Origin of the sequence: Pseudomonas sp. HMSC063H08 (genome assembly GCF_001813645.1) — a bacterium.
Taxonomy (GTDB): domain Bacteria; phylum Pseudomonadota; class Gammaproteobacteria; order Pseudomonadales; family Pseudomonadaceae; genus Pseudomonas; species Pseudomonas aeruginosa.
The window spans coordinates 126,523-140,649 of sequence record NZ_KV813540.1; the positions used below are offsets into that span (position 1 = coordinate 126,523).

Here is a 14,127-nt window from a genome sequence, read left to right on the forward strand (position 1 = left end):
GGAGCCGCGCCTTGTGGATCATCTGCCGTGGGGTGAGCTGGAAGATGCGCTTGCAGTGACGCTCCAGTTGCGCCACCGAGAGCCCGGCGATGGCAGTGAGATCGGCGAGGCTGAGCGGCTGGTCGTAGTGCTCGCGGATATGCGCGTCCACCGCCGCCAGCCGGCCGTAGGCCGGGTGCGCCGACTGCGCCGCCGGCAGGTCGTGGGAGATGCCGGCCATGCCGATGATCGCCCCGTCGGCATCGCGCAGCGCCTGCTTGTGGGTCAGGCACCAGCCCGGCTGGCGACCGGGATAGAGGTGCAGCTCCAACTGGTTCTCCAGCGTCGCGCCGCCGCGCAGCACGCGCCGATCCTGCTCGGCATAGAGCGGACCGAGGCTGGAAGGGAAGACCTCGTCGGCGCTGCGGCCGAGCAGTTCGGCCTTGTCTTTCACGCCGCAGCGGCGTGCCAGGGTGCGGTTGACCAGGACGTAGCGGGCGCGCTCGTCCTTGACGAAGAACACCACGCCGGGCATGGCGTCGAGCAGCGCCTCGACCTGGCGCAGGCTGGCCAGCAGGCTGGCGAGGTCGGCGGGGGGCGGGGCGGCGAGCAGGTCGTGCATCGGGGCGAAGGCCTGGCTGGGGGACCGCGCCAGCATACGGGGCGCCGGCGGCCGGGAACAGGGCCCGGCCGCGCGCCTCAGTTGCCCGGCGAGTCGCAGCGCAATGGCACCGTGCGTACGCGGCGCAGGTAGAAGAGGCAGGTGGCGCCGAGCAGCAGCGTCATCAGGACGAACTCGACGGCCAGGGTCGTCTGCGTCGCTTCCAGGTAGTCGCCATGGCGCTCCAGCCTGTGCGCGAACACCGCGCCGAGCAGCGCCGAGCCGAGGCCGAGGGAGGCCTGCTGGACGGTGGCGAGCATGGCGCTGCCGGCGCCGGCCTGGGCGGCCGGCACCTCCGAGAGGCCGATGCGGAAGAAGCTGCTGACGATGAACGCCTGGCCGAAGCCGATCACCAGGGTCGCCGGCGCCAGGTTGAGGATGCCCGGCTGCGGCCAGACCCGTTGCAGGGTCAGCATCAGGCCGAGCAGGCCGCACATCTGGATGACGCAGCCGAGCAGCAGCAGGCGTACCGGGCCGATCCGCGCCGCCACCCGGGCGGTGAGCAGCGCCGAGACGAAGTAGGAAGCGCCGAGGGCGATGAAGGCATTGCCGGCCTGCACCGGCGAGAGACCGGCGCCGGCCTGCAGGGCCAGGGCAAGGGCGAACATGAAGCCGCTCCAGCAGGCGAAGAACAGGATCGCCAGCAACAGGCCGAAGCGGATGCTCGGCAGGCGCAGCAGCGACGGCGGCAGCAACGGCCAGGCCTGGCGGTGTTCCTGGCGCAGCTCGGTGCGCCACAGCCAGGCCAGCAGCGGCACCGCCGCCGCCAGCAGCAGGGCGCAGGGCCAGGACCAGTGCAGCGATGGGCCGAGAGCCAGCGGCAGCAGCAGGCAGAGGATCAGCGCGGCGAGCAGCAGGGTGCCCGGCGCGTCGACGCGGGCGGCATGCTCGGCGCGGGTCTCCGGTACCCAGCGGCGGCTGCAAAGGAGAATGCCGAGGCAGATCGGCAGGTTGATCAGGAACACGCTGCGCCAGCCGAGGCCGCCGATATCGGCGGAGACCAGGAAGCCGCCGAGCACCTGGCCGACGACGAAGGCCAGGCCGCCGATGGCGCCGTAGGCGGCCAGCGCGCGGGAATGCGCGTGGCCGCTGAGGCTGACATGCAGGGTGGCGAGGATCTGCGGCACGATCAGCGCCGCGCCGACGCCCTGCAGGGCGCGCGCCACCAGCAGCAGCCAGACCGAACCGGCCAGCCCGCAAAGCAACGAGGCGACGGCGAACAGGGCGACGCCGAGATCGAACAGGCGGCGACGGCCGTAGTTGTCGCCAAGCCGGCCGCCCATCGCCAGGCACACGGCGAAGGCCACGCCGTAGACGGCGACGATCAGTTCCAGTTCGGTTTCGCTGGCGCCGAGGGAATGGGCGAGGGCGTCGAGGGCGACGTTGACGATGGAGAAATCGATCATCGGCAACAGTTGCCCCGCCAGCAGGATGCAGAGCCCGGCGAGGCCGAGCCGCGACGACGAGACGGTGCTGGGCATGGGCGGAGTCCTTGTGCGGAAGGGAGTGGGCTGGCAGCATGCGCTTCTGGCTAACCCGGTACCAGTTCTTGCTTATCCTGGTATTGGCGCTACCCGTCTGCCCTCCGGAGGACTTCGCCATGCCCCTCGACGCCCCTGCCAGCCACGCTGCGGAAAGCCCCGCGCAGCCGTCCCGCGCCGAACAGCTGGGGGCCTTCCTGCGCCGCCGGCGGGAAAGCATCGAGCCGCAGCGGGTCGGCATTTCCCGCCTCGGCCGCCGACGCACGCCGGGCCTGCGTCGCGAGGAGGTGGCGCAGCTCGCCGGGGTCGGCGTGACCTGGTACACCTGGCTGGAGCAGGGCCGCGCGGTACGCGCCTCGGAGCAGGTGATCGGAGCCATCGCCCGGGCCCTGCTGTGCAACGAGACGGAAACCCACCACCTGTTCAACCTCGCCGGGCTGGCCGCGCCGACCTCGGCGCGGCGGGTGGTCTGCGAGAAGCCTTCGGCCGCCACCCAAGCCATCCTCGATGCCCTCGACCCGTTGCCGGCCATGGTGCAGAACGCCCGTTTCGACATCCGCGGCTACAACCGCGCCTATTGCCGGCTGGTGGGCATCGACCTGGCGGAGATCCCCGAGGAAGACCGCAACTGCATCTACCTGGCACTGACCCACGAGCGCTGGCGCTACTGCATGGCCAACCGCGAGGAGGCGTTGCCGCGGATGGTCGGCTTCTTCCGCGCGGCAATGGTCGAGCGCATGGGCGATCCGCTGTGGGAGCGGCAGTTGCAGCGCTGCCTGGAGGTTTCGGCGGAGTTCCGCGAGATCTGGCGGCGCAATGAGGTGATGGGTATCGAAAACCAGCTCAAGCGCTTCCGTCATGCGCGCTGCGGCGAATTCGAACTGCAGCAGACCAACTGGTGGTCGGCGCCGAAGAACGGCGATCGCCTGCTGGTCTTCGTCCCCCTCGACGACCACGCTCGCGACTGCCTGGAGCAACTGTGAGTCGGCGCCCTGTCCCGTAGCCAGCGCCTGCTCGACCTGCTGCAGATTTTGCGCCGGCATCGTTACCCGGTGGCCGGGCATGTGCTTGCCGGCGAACTGGGGATCAGCCTGCGCACGCTCTACCGCGATATCGCCACCCTGCGACAGCAGGGCGCGCACATCGAGGGCGGCGCCGGCGCCAGGCGTTGCTGCGCGAGTGGCGTGAACGGGAAAGCATCGCCGCGCAGTGAGCGACTGCTGCCGGAGACTGACAGACGGCCACCGCCTGCGGGTCTAGCGCCCGGCGCTGTAGCGGCTCAGAGCCGGAACTCCTCGGCGATCAGTTCGCCGAGGCGCTCCAGCGCCGGCGGCCGCTCTCCCGGGGCGAAGGCCAGGCGAATGCGGTGGGCGGGCAGTTCGGCGAAGCCCTCCGCCGGCCCCAGCACGCGCATCGTCGGGCCGACCCGCGCACGGTCGATCACGCCGATCGCCAGGCCGCCTTCGATGGCTGCTTCCAGCGCCGCCGCGCCGGGACTGCTGACCACCGTGCGCCAGCGCCGGCCCGTCGCGCCGAGGGCTTCCAGCAGCGCCTGCCGATAGGGACAACCCTGGCCGTGCAGGGCCAGCGGCAGCGGGCGTTGCGGGTCGATCCGCAGGCCGTGGCCGGCGACCCACACCGGCTGGGTGCCGCCGATCTCGCGGGAGTGCCCGTCGTACGGGGTTTCGTCTTGCGCTTGCACCAGCAGGGCGAGGTCCAACTGGCCGCGCCGCAGGCGTCCGGCCAGCCTGCCGCTGGCGTCGGTGAGCACCTCCAGCTCCAGCGCCGGCAGTTCCGCGCCGAGGCGCGGCAGGAGACGGCCGAGCAGCTTGCCGGCGTATTCCTCGGAAATGCCGAAGCGCACCCGCAGCGGCTCTTCCCGTCTGCGCAACCCGGCGAGCACGCGGTCGTGGGTCTCCAGCAGCTCGGCGGTCTGGCGCTGGAACCGCTGCCCCAGCGGGGTCAGCCGCACCGACTGGTTGTCGCGCTCGAACAGCCGGCCGCCGGCCAGTTCCTCCAGGCGCCGGACGTGGGTGCTCACCGCCGAGGGGCTGCGGTTGAGGTGGCTGGCCGCGGCGAGGAAACGGCCGAAGCGCAGGATGGCATGGAAGGTACGCAGCAGCTCGATATCCAGGTTGGCGCTCATGGTTCCGATTTCCTGCATGACTGGTGCAGATAGTTTCGTTTGATAGTAGCGGCGGAGGCCGCCTAGCCTCGACTCGAACCTGACCGACGGAGGCGAGCGATGCGCGCGACCACCTGCACCCCGCGAGCGATGCCCGGGGCGACCCGCCTGCTGGCCGTGCAACTGGGCATGGTACTGGCCTGGAGTTCCGGCTTCGTCGGCTACCGCTATGCCATGGAACAGGCGCCGGTGTTCCTCACCAGCTTCTGGCGTTTCGCCGTCTGCCTGGCGCTGCTGCTGCCCTTCGCCTGGGCCGGGCTGCGTCGGTTGTCGGCGCGCCAGTGGCGGCGCCAGGCGCTGATCGGGGTGCTGGCCTACGCGGGCTACATCGCGCCGATCGCCAAGGCCATCGAACTCGGCGTCTCACCGGGCGTGGCGGCGCTGATGGCCGACCTGTTGCCGCTGCTGGTGGCCTTGCTGGCGCTGGTCCTGCCGGGGCAGCGAACGCGGCCGGGGCAGTGGCCGGGGATCGCCCTGGGCGTCGCCGGGGTGCTCTGGGCCGGGCATGCGGCGCTGGCGCTGGGGCGGGCGCCGGGCTGGGCCTACGGCCTGCCGCTGCTGGGCATGCTGGCGCTGGCCCTGGCCACCCTGTTGCAGAAGCGCTGGGACGACGCGCCGGGATCGCTGGCCGTGGTGCTGTTCGTGCAGATCGGCGCCGCGCTGCCGGCGTTCGCCGGCCTGGCGTTGGCGGAGGGTAGCCTGCGGCCGCCGCTGTCCGGCGGATTCCTGTTCGGGCTCGCCTGGCTGGTGCTGCTGCCCACCTTCGGCGGCTACGGCCTGTACTGGCTGGGCCTGCGCCATCTTTCCGCACAGGGCGGCAGCGCGGCGCTGTACCTGAGTCCGGCGCTGACCCTGCTATGGGCGCACTGGATGTTCGCCGAGCCGCTGACACCCATGCTGCTGGGTGGCCTGCTGCTGTCGCTGGCCGGCCTCGGCTGGCTGTATCGCGCCGAGCGTCGCTAGCCGGCGTCGCCCTGCCAGCGGGCCAGGGTCTCCAGGCGCGCCGGGCTGAACGGCGGACGCGGCGCCGGAGGCGTCCAGCCGAACAGGAATTGCGCGGCGCTGCCGCATATCCGCCCCTGGCAGGCGCCCATGCCGCAACGGCTGTGCAGCTTGGCCTCGGTCCAGCCGGCATGCCCGGCCAGCGCGGCCAAGGGGACGTCTTCGCAACGGCAGACCAGGGTATCCGCCTCCGCCAGTTCACGCAGTTCGGCACGCAGGGCGAAGTGTCGCGCCAGGGTGTCGGCGAAGCCCTGCCAGCGTCGCCGTCGTGGCCACAGGCGGCGAGCCGCGTCGCGCTCGTCGACGGCGGCATGGCCGGCGATGGCGCCTTCCACCAGGGCCAGTTCGCTGCCGCCGAAGCCGGTGCATTCGCCGGCGGCGTAGTGGTCGGGCAGGCTGCCGGCCTGCCATTCGTCGACGGCGAGCGCCTGGCCGTCGAGGCGATAGCCGAGGGCCTGGCCGAGTTGCACGTTGGGCGCCAGGCCGAAGCCGCAGGCCAGGCGTTCGCAGGCGATCTCGCGGACCCGACCGCCTTCGCGCAGGCGCACGGCTTCCAGGCGCTCCTCGCCGAGGGCGGCGAGCACGTAGCTGTCGGCGCGGTAGCTACGGGCGAACAGGCCGGCGGCCTGCCACAGCTTGCCGGGCCAGCGCGGCAGGCGTACGGCGAAGGCGGCCAGGGTTCTCGCCGGCGCCTGTTCGGCGATGCGCAGCAGGCGCGCCCCGCACTGGCTGGCGCTGGCGGCGCTGGCCAGCAGCAGCGGGCCGGAGCCAGCCACCACCAGGCGCTGGCCGGCCAGTGGCAGGCCGCCCTTGGCCAACGCCTGCAGGCCGCCGGCGCCGGTGACGCCGGGGAGGGTCCAGCCGGGAAACGGCAGCAGCAGTTCGCGGGCGCCGGTGCAGAGGACCAGGCGTCGGTAGCCGACCTGCCAGCCGCGTTGCGGGTCTTCCAGCAACAGGCGCCTGCCGGGACCGCAGGCGACCACCCGGGTCGCCGGGAAGTGCTCGACATTGGCGTGCCCGGCCAGGCGTTGGCGCATCTGATGGGCACGCGGCGGCAGGCTGGCACGCGGGCCGTCGCGCCAGATCTGTCCGCCGGCGGCCGGGTTGTCGTCGACCAGGGCGATGCGCGCGCCGCTCGGCGCGGCGGCCAGCGCTGCGGCCAGGCCGGCGGGGCCGGCGCCGACGATCAGCAGGTCGTAGTCGGCGCTCATGCCTGGGTCTCCACGCGCATGCCGGGTTGGCAGACGGTCTGGCAGGCCAGGCGTCGCCGACCGTCGATCAATACCCGGCATTCCTGGCACGCGCCCATGCCGCAGAACGGCGCGCGCCGCCCGCCGCCGACCGCGCTGCGGGAGCAGCCGTCGCCGCCGAGGGCGAGGGCGGCCGCCACGCTGGTACCGACGGCGACCCGCAGCGGACGCCGGTCGATGAACAGTTCGATCATGGCCGGGCACTCCCGGAGCTGGAGAGGAAGCGTTGCGGCAGATAAGGCGTGGTATCCAGCGGCGGCGTTTCGCCGAACAACTGGGCGGCGAGCAGGCGCGCGCTGCCCGGCGCGGTGGTCACGCCCAGGCCCTCGTGGCCGACCGCCAGCCACAGGCCCGGCTGCGCCGGGTGCTCGCCGAGCAGCGGCAGGCCGTCCGGAGTGGCGGCGCGGAAGCCGGTCCAGGCACGGATCGCATTGAGGCCGGCGAGCCCCGGCAGGTAGTCCAGGGCACGCCGCAGCATGCGCGCCAGCACCGGGCCTTCCACCTGCGGGTCGAGCGTGTCGAACTGCCGCGAGGAGCCGAGGAAGACCTGCCCGGTGGGGCGCGGCTGGGCGTTGAAGGCTACCGAGGTACCGCTGCTGGCGTGGGCGCTGCTGACATAGCCGAGTTCCACCAGTTGATGGCGGAGGGTGCCGGGATAGCGGTCGGTGATCAGCAGGTGGCCTTTCTTCGGGCGGATCGGCAGCTCCGCGCACAGCTCGCCGGCATGGATGCCGTTGGCCAGCACCAGCGCCTCGGCGCTCAGCCAGCGGCCGTCGGCCAGGCGCAGGCGGCTGCCGTCCACTTCGCTGACTTCGGCGTGCAATCGACGCAGGCGCGGGCCGGCTCGTTCGAGCAGCCAGCGCGCCGCGTTGGGCGCGTAGAGGATGCCGTCGCCCGGCACCTTCAGGGCGCCGGCGAGGCCTGGCCGCAAGACCGGTTCCAGGTCACGCAGGCGCGCGGCGTCGAGCATCTCGCAGGCGACGCCGGCGGCCAGCAGGGCCTGGCGCTTGCGCTCGGCTTCGGCGAGTTCGGCGGCGTCGGCGGCCAGCCAGAGGGTGCCGCAATTGCGGTACGCGCAGTCTTCCGGCAGATCCGCCGCCCAGGTGCGCCAGGCCTGGATCGAGTAGTCGCTGAGGGCCAGTTCGGCCGGGTTGTCGTCCATCGCCACCAGGTGCCCCATGCCCACCGCGGTGGCACCGCCGCGGCGGCTGTCCAGCACCAGTACGTCGAGGCCGCGACGCGCCAGTTCATGGGCGCAGGCGCTGCCGACGATGCCGGCGCCGACCACGATGACCTCGGCGTTCACCGGCGGATGCCCCAGGCGAACGGATCGTCGTCCGCCAGCAGCAGGGTGGCTTCCGCGCTGACGTGGGCGCGGCCGCGGATGGTCGGCACGATACGCCCGCCGGGCTGGCCGTCGAGCCATTCGTAACGCCCCTCGAACTGGCTGCCGATCACGCTCGCCTGGCGCCAGGGCTGGCCGGGCAGCAGCTTGCCGTCGGCGGCCAGGCAGGCCAGCTTGGCGCTGGTGCCGGTGCCGCAGGGCGAGCGGTCGTAGGCCTTGCCGGGGCAGAGCACGAAGTTGCGGCTGTCGGCGTGGGGGTCGTCGGCGAACAGTTCGATGTGATCGATGGCGCCGCCGTCCTCGCCGCGGATGTCCTGGTCGTCCAGCGCCTGCTGGACGGCGACGGTGTAGGCGGTGAGGGCGTCGAGGTTGTCGCCGGCGAGGCGCTGGCCGTGTCCGGCGACCAGGAAGAACCAGTTGCCGCCCCAGGCGATGTCGCCGCTGACCCGGCCGATGCCGGGCACTTCGACGCTGACCTGGCGACGGTAGCGGTAGGCCGGCACGTTGCGCACGCTGACCGAGCCGTCCTCGTGGAGGGTCGCCTCGACCTCGCCGACCGGCGTCTCGATGCGGTGCACGCCGGGACCGATCCGCCCGAGGTGTGCCAGCGAGGCGACCAGGCCGATGGTGCCGTGGCCGCACATGCCGAGGTAGCCACTGTTGTTGAAGAAGATCACTCCGGCACAGGCTTCGGGATCGACCGGTGCGCAGAGCAGGGCGCCGACCAGTACGTCGCTGCCGCGCGGTTCGAGGATGCAGGCGGCGCGCCAGGCGTCGTGGCGCTCGCCGAGCAGGCGCCGGCGCTCGGCCATGTCGCCCCGGCCGAGATCGGGAAAGCCGCCGATGACTAGGCGGGTGGGCTCGCCGCCGGTATGCGAATCGATGATGCGGATGCGTTGCATGGTGGCCCTCGCCTGTGCCGGGGAATGCGCCACAGGGTGGCGTTTCGGCGGGGCGGGGCGCTTGAGGGTTTTCGCTCAGGCGAGTGACGAAAGCGGCATAGCCGGGATGGCCCGGCTCAGGTGCTGGCCGGGCGGTTCGGCAGGTGTTCGTAGAGGGTCCGGCAGACCCCGACGATATGTGCCTCGATCAGTGCCGCGGCCCGTTCGGCATCGCCGGCGCGACAGGCGGCGACGATCTCGCGGTGTTCCTGGTCGGCGCGCTGCTTGCCTTCGGACAGGCTCATCTGCATGCGCAGGTAACGTTCCAGCTTGTCGTGGATGGAGCGAATCAGGTTGACCAGGAACGGCCGCTGCGCCGGTTCGTAGAGGCAGGCGTGCAGTTGCCAGTTGAGTTCGGCCCAGCGTCCGACGTTGTCTTCGCCGACGAAGTCGGCGCAGATCGCCTCGGCGCGGGCGAAGGTGGTCTCGTCCATGTTCGGCACCGCCAGGCGGATCGCCTGCGCCTCGAGCAGCACCCGCACTTCGAACATCTGCGCCAGTTCCGGTTCGGAAATACGCGTCACCACCGCGCCCTTGTTGCGCTGGAACAGCACCAGGCCTTCCGCTTCCAGGCGCTTGAGGGCCTCGCGGACGGGAATCTTGCTGACATTGAAGAGTTGCGCGATGTCGTCCTGGCGGATCGGTTCGTCCTCGGCGAAATGCCCGGCGATGATCGCTTCGCGCAGGTGCTTGGCGATGATCTCGGAGGCCGAAGGGGCGATGCCCAGGTTAGGGGCGTTGAGCATGGAGAGAGGCAAGCGGGACAACCTGCATGGCGTTGGGAACGTGCGGGATATTGTATACGAACGCTTGGCGCGTGCCGCTGCCAGTTGGCGCCTTCTGCGCAGGCGTGTTGGTCGGCTTCAGTGGGCCTCCGTGGCGCATGTTTCGCAGGGCGAAACGCTCTTCCGGAAAGTTCGGGGAGAGGCTGGACAATAGAAAATTAGCTTGCTAATAATTCGCTCGCTCATGTATTTCGGGGCGTCCGCGATGGCCAAGCCTTCCTTCTTTTCCTCCGACCTGGTGCAGGTGCTGCTGTGCCCGCGCCTGCACGAACTGCAGTTCGCGGTGAAGGCCCTGCTGGCCGGCGGGTTGGCCCTGTACCTGGCCTTCAGCCTGGAGCTGGAGCAGCCGCAATGGGCATTGATGACGGTGTTCGTGGTCAGCCAGCCCTATAGCGGCATGGTCCTGGCCAAGGGCATGTTCCGCCTGATCGGCACCTGCGCCGGTGCGCTGGTGTCCATCGGCATGGTCGCGCTCTATGGTCAGGCGTCGCTGCCCTTCCTCCTGCTGATGGCGCTCTGGCTGGCGTTCTGCACCGCCGGCGCGTCGCTGCTGCACAACCATGCGTCCTACGGTTTCGTCCTGGCCGGCTACACCGCGGCGATCGTCGCCCTGCCGGCCAGCGCCGATCCGGCGACGGTGTTCGACCAGGCGGTGGCCCGCTGCTCGGAGATCGGCCTGGGCATCCTCTGCGCGGCGCTGGTGAATGTGCTGCTCTGGCCGCGGCGCCTGGAACGCCAGTTGGCGAACCAGGGCAAGGCGGCCTGGGAGGCCGGCTTGCAGGCGGCCGCGGCGGAGCTGCGCGGCGCCGACGAACGCGGCGAGCTGCTCGCGGCGCTGGGGCGGATCGCCGCGGCGGACGCCCAGCGCGACCACGCCTGGTTCGAGGGTGCGCTCGGCCGCGCCCGCTCCCAGGCCTTGCGCGTGCTAGGCCTCGACCTGCTCGGCCTGCTGCGCGCGGCGCGCAAGGTGGCTCGCGAGCGGAGGCTGCTCGATCCGGCCAGCGCGCACGCCTTGCAGCCCTGGCTGGAAGAACTCGAGGCACTGTTGCGCGAGGGCCGCCAGGCCGAGTTCGAGGCCTGCCGGCAGCGCTTGCGCCTGGCGCTGGACGCGGCGCACGGACAGTTGCACCTGTGCCTGGTCTGCCTCGAACGCCTGCTCGGCGAGGCGAGGGCGGCCGGGCGCAGCGTCGAGGCGCTGGTCTATGGCGCGCCCACCCGCCAGGCGCCGGGCGCCATCGCCTGGCACCGGGACATCGAGCGCGGCGTGCTGTTCGGCCTGCGCAGCGCCCTGGCGTTCCTCTGCGTAGCCGCGTTCTGGCTGGCCAGCGCCTGGCCGAGCGGGTTGGGCGCGGTGTCGATCACCGGCGTGGTGCTGAGTCTCTTCGCCAGCCGCGACAACCCGGCCCAGGCCGGCCTGAACTTCCTTCGCGGGATCCTCCTGTCGATCCCGCTGGCCGGCTTCGTCGCACTGTTCTACCTGCCCGGCGTGGACGGCTTCCCGCTGCTCTGCCTGGGCCTGGGCGTACCGCTGTTCTTCGCCGCGCTGTGCGTGAACCGGGCGAGCCTGGCCGGGATCGCCTCGCCGTTCTGCATCTTCTTCGTGAAGAACGTCGCGCCGAGCAACAGCATGAGCTACGACCTCGCGCACTTCCTCAACAACGCCCTGTCGACGGTGCTTGGGGTGGCCTTCGCCGTGCTGGTGTTCAACCTGGTCAGCCTGCGGCCGGGCGAACGCCATTACCGGCGCATGCTGCAGGCCACCCTCGGCGACCTGGCGCGGCTCACCCTGCGCTCGCCGGCGCAGGCCGAGGCCTGGTTCGGCGGGCGCACCGCGGATCGCCTGATCCGCCTGGCGCAGCGCTACGACCGTTTACCGGAGGGGCGCCGCCAGCCCTGGTCGGACGGCCTGATGGGACTCGACTTCGGCGACGAGCTGCTCTACCTGCGGCAGTGCCTGGAGGAGGTCCCGGCGTCCCTGGCGCAGGCCCGCGACCGCTACCTGCGGCGCCTGCGCCTGGCGCTGCTGGGCGATGGCCCGCGGGCCGAGCGTGAACACGCCCTCGACCCGCCGACCGCGCGCCTGCTCAAGGCCCTGGCCGCCAGCCCGCTGGCCGGCAGCGAACGCGGCGAGCTGGCCGGCGCCGCGCTGGTGCAGTTGCAGGCCACCTGGCGGCAGTGGTGCCGCAGCCATGCTCCGGCCGGGACGGCGCTGCGCGCGGACCCGCTCCCCGGAGCCGGGTGCTAGTTCTGCGGTGGCCGGCCACATTGACCGCGCAAGCCCCGAACCACTAAGCTGCGCGCCTTGCGACAGGTGCCCCGCAAGGGGTGAAACAGGGAAGCTGGTGCGTTCCGTCGGAACCAGGCCAGCGCTGCCCCCGCAACGGTAGGCGAATCAGACAGCCGCTCGATGACCACTGTGCTCCGGCATGGGAAGGCGCGGCTGGAAGCGTCCAGCGCTTCGCTCGCGAGCCCGGAGACCGGCCTGACGCACCCACGGCATCGCGGAGGGCGCTGTCGGACGTCTCCTGCCGTCGCTTCGTCCTCCGTCTGCCTCAACCCAGGTCGCGCGGGTGAGAGCGACGGAGCAGCGTAGAGCATGAACAGAGTTTTCCTGACCCCGGCAGCCGTGGCGCTGTGCGGCGCGTCTTCCCTGAGCCTGGCCGAACCGGTCAGCCTTGCCGACCAGGTGGTGACCGCCACCCGTACCGCCCAGACCGCTTCCCAGAGCCTGGCGGCGGTGAGCGTCATCGACCGCGAGGATATCGAGCGCAGCCAGGCGCGCAGCGTGCCGGAGCTGTTGCGCCAGGTACCCGGCGTGTCGCTGGCGAACAACGGCGGTTTCGGCAAGAACACCACGCTGTTCCTGCGCGGCACCGAGTCCGACCATGTGCTGGTGCTGATCGACGGCATCAAGGTCGGCTCGGCCAGCGCCGGCCTCACCGCGTTCCAGGACTTGCCGGTGGAGCTGATCGAGCGCATCGAGGTGGTCCGCGGGCCGCGTTCCAGCCTGTACGGCTCGGAGGCCATCGGCGGGGTGATCCAGATCTTCACCCGGCGCGGCGACGGCCAGGGCGCCAAGCCGTTCTTCTCCGCCGGCTACGGCACCCATCACACCCTGGAGGGCAGCGCCGGGGTCAGCGGCGGCGCTGGCAACGGTTGGTACAGCCTCGGGGTGAGCAGCTTCGATACGGCGGGCATCAACGCCAAGCGCGCAGGCACCTCGAGCTACGAACCAGACCGCGATGGCTATCGCAACCTGTCCGGTAACCTGCGCGGCGGCTATCGCTTCGACAATGGCCTGGAACTCGACGGCACGCTGCTCAGGGCCAAGTCGCACAACGACTATGACCAGGTTTTCGGCAACTCTGGTTTCAATACCAACGCCGACGGCGAGCAGAACCTGGTCGGCGGCCGTGCCCGCTTCACTCCGCTCGATCCCTGGCTGGTGACCCTCCAGGCCGGGCGCAGCGAGGACAAGGCCGATGCCTATCAGGATGGCCGTTTCTACTCGCGCTTCGATACCCGTCGCGACAGCCTGTCCTGGCAGAACGACCTGACCCTGGCCGAAGGCCATGTGCTGACCCTCGGCTACGACTGGCAGAAGGACGAGATCAGCAGCAGCGAAGCCTTCAGCGTCGACTCGCGGCTGAACAAAGGCTGGTTCGCCCAGTACCTCGGCCGGTACGGTCGCCAGGATTGGCAACTGAGCCTGCGCCGTGACGACAACCAGCAGTTCGGCGTGCACGACACCGGCAGCGCCGCCTGGGGCTACGCGCTGAGCGACGCGCTGCGCTTCACCGTCAGCTACGGTACGGCGTTCAAGGCGCCGACCTTCAACGAACTCTACCTCCCCGACTACGGCAATCCCGACCTGGACGCCGAGACTTCGCGCAGCCTGGAGGTCGGTCTCAGCGGTACGCACGACTGGGGGCACTGGGCGGTGAATGCCTATCGTACGGACATCGACTCGCTGATCACCTATACAACCCGTCAGGGGCTTTATGTGCCGTTCAACATCGACGAAGCGCGCATCCGTGGCGTCGAACTGGTCCTCGGCAGCCAGTGGCTGGGCTGGGACTGGAACGCCAACGCGACCTTCCTCGACCCGCAAAACCGTTCCGGCGGCGTCAACGACGGCAACGAACTGCCGCGCCGGGCGCAGCGGATGTTCAACCTGGAACTGGACCGGCGCTTCGAGCGTCTTTCGCTGGGCGCCAGCGTGCACGCCGAAGGCCGACGCTATGATGACCCGGCCAACGAGGTGCGCCTGGGCGGCTACGCCACCCTCGACCTGCGCAGCGAGTACCGGCTGAACGACGAATGGCGCCTGCAGGGCCGGATCGCCAACCTGTTCGGTGCCGACTACGAAACCGCGTATGGCTACAACCAGCCTGGCCAGGCGGTCTACCTCAGCGTGCGCTACCAGGCTCTGTGAGGCCGGGTATTTCGAATGAACGAGGCGACGGCGCGGCCGCGTCGCCGCAAGGAGTGATCGACG

At 71.0% G+C, this 14,127-nt stretch carries 12 protein-coding genes, 1 pseudogene and 1 riboswitch; of the genes and pseudogenes, 5 read left to right on the forward strand and 8 right to left on the reverse strand.

Features of this window, described 5'->3' with window-relative positions:
- Positions 1-637: PAS domain-containing protein (locus HMPREF2924_RS23020; RefSeq protein ID WP_033888969.1), on the reverse strand; the 637-nt coding region annotated here is incomplete at its 3' end.
- 41 nt (positions 638-678) lie between these two features.
- Positions 679-2,121: an MFS transporter gene (locus tag HMPREF2924_RS23025; RefSeq protein WP_003133532.1), complete on the reverse strand. Its 1,443-nt coding sequence runs from the start codon at positions 2,119-2,121 to the stop codon at positions 679-681.
- A 38-nt stretch (positions 2,122-2,159) separates the two neighbouring features.
- Between HMPREF2924_RS23025 and HMPREF2924_RS23030 the strand changes: the two genes are divergently transcribed.
- Positions 2,160-3,104 (forward strand): helix-turn-helix transcriptional regulator, encoded by a 945-nt coding sequence (locus tag HMPREF2924_RS23030; protein WP_003133531.1) that lies wholly within the window; start codon positions 2,160-2,162, stop codon positions 3,102-3,104.
- 36 nt (positions 3,105-3,140) lie between these two features.
- A pseudogene (locus HMPREF2924_RS34795) lies at positions 3,141-3,263 on the forward strand (helix-turn-helix domain-containing protein); the annotation flags it as partial.
- Between the two features lie 137 nt (positions 3,264-3,400).
- On the opposite strand, the gene HMPREF2924_RS23035 reads toward HMPREF2924_RS34795, so the two are convergent.
- Positions 3,401-4,267: a LysR family transcriptional regulator gene (locus HMPREF2924_RS23035; protein WP_003082572.1), complete on the reverse strand. Its 867-nt coding sequence runs from the start codon at positions 4,265-4,267 to the stop codon at positions 3,401-3,403.
- 99 nt (positions 4,268-4,366) lie between these two features.
- Here HMPREF2924_RS23035 and HMPREF2924_RS23040 point away from each other — a divergent pair, with 99 nt between their 5' ends.
- Complete coding sequence (locus HMPREF2924_RS23040) at positions 4,367-5,269, forward strand: DMT family transporter (RefSeq protein ID WP_003133530.1); 903 nt, start codon at positions 4,367-4,369, stop codon at positions 5,267-5,269.
- Here HMPREF2924_RS23040 and HMPREF2924_RS23045 read toward each other — a convergent pair.
- From HMPREF2924_RS23045 to HMPREF2924_RS23065, 5 genes are all read right to left on the reverse strand, one after another.
- The gene (locus tag HMPREF2924_RS23045) at positions 5,266-6,519 is read right to left on the reverse strand and encodes an NAD(P)/FAD-dependent oxidoreductase (protein ID WP_014603677.1); all 1,254 of its coding nucleotides are present in this window, start codon (positions 6,517-6,519) and stop codon (positions 5,266-5,268) included. The two genes, HMPREF2924_RS23040 and HMPREF2924_RS23045, sit on opposite strands and share 4 nt — an antisense overlap.
- The gene (locus HMPREF2924_RS23050) at positions 6,516-6,752 is read right to left on the reverse strand and encodes a (2Fe-2S)-binding protein (RefSeq protein ID WP_014603678.1); all 237 of its coding nucleotides are present in this window, start codon (positions 6,750-6,752) and stop codon (positions 6,516-6,518) included. The genes HMPREF2924_RS23045 and HMPREF2924_RS23050 overlap by 4 nt, the downstream gene beginning before the upstream one ends.
- A complete protein-coding gene (gene lhpB, locus HMPREF2924_RS23055; RefSeq protein WP_023094814.1) occupies positions 6,749-7,864 on the reverse strand; it encodes a D-hydroxyproline dehydrogenase subunit beta LhpB in 1,116 nt (371 codons plus the stop codon). Before lhpB ends, HMPREF2924_RS23050 begins: the two co-directional genes overlap by 4 nt.
- Entirely contained in the window at positions 7,861-8,805 is a 945-nt protein-coding gene (locus HMPREF2924_RS23060) for a 4-hydroxyproline epimerase (RefSeq protein WP_003133510.1), read from the reverse strand. The genes lhpB and HMPREF2924_RS23060 overlap by 4 nt, the downstream gene beginning before the upstream one ends.
- A 116-nt stretch (positions 8,806-8,921) precedes the next feature.
- Positions 8,922-9,590 carry a GntR family transcriptional regulator gene (locus HMPREF2924_RS23065; RefSeq protein ID WP_003086767.1) on the reverse strand — a complete coding sequence of 223 codons (669 nt, stop codon included), beginning with the start codon at positions 9,588-9,590 and terminating at the stop codon, positions 8,922-8,924.
- Between the two features lie 244 nt (positions 9,591-9,834).
- Between HMPREF2924_RS23065 and HMPREF2924_RS23070 the strand changes: the two genes are divergently transcribed.
- Both HMPREF2924_RS23070 and btuB read left to right on the forward strand, forming a co-directional pair.
- Positions 9,835-11,874: an FUSC family protein gene (locus HMPREF2924_RS23070; protein ID WP_003133507.1), complete on the forward strand. Its 2,040-nt coding sequence runs from the start codon at positions 9,835-9,837 to the stop codon at positions 11,872-11,874.
- Between the two features lie 47 nt (positions 11,875-11,921).
- A riboswitch (cobalamin riboswitch) is annotated at positions 11,922-12,130 on the forward strand.
- 95 nt (positions 12,131-12,225) lie between these two features.
- Positions 12,226-14,064, forward strand: coding sequence for a TonB-dependent vitamin B12 receptor (gene btuB / locus HMPREF2924_RS23075; protein ID WP_003133505.1), 1,839 nt, complete (start codon positions 12,226-12,228; stop codon positions 14,062-14,064).
- The last annotated feature ends 63 nt before the right edge of the window (positions 14,065-14,127 follow it).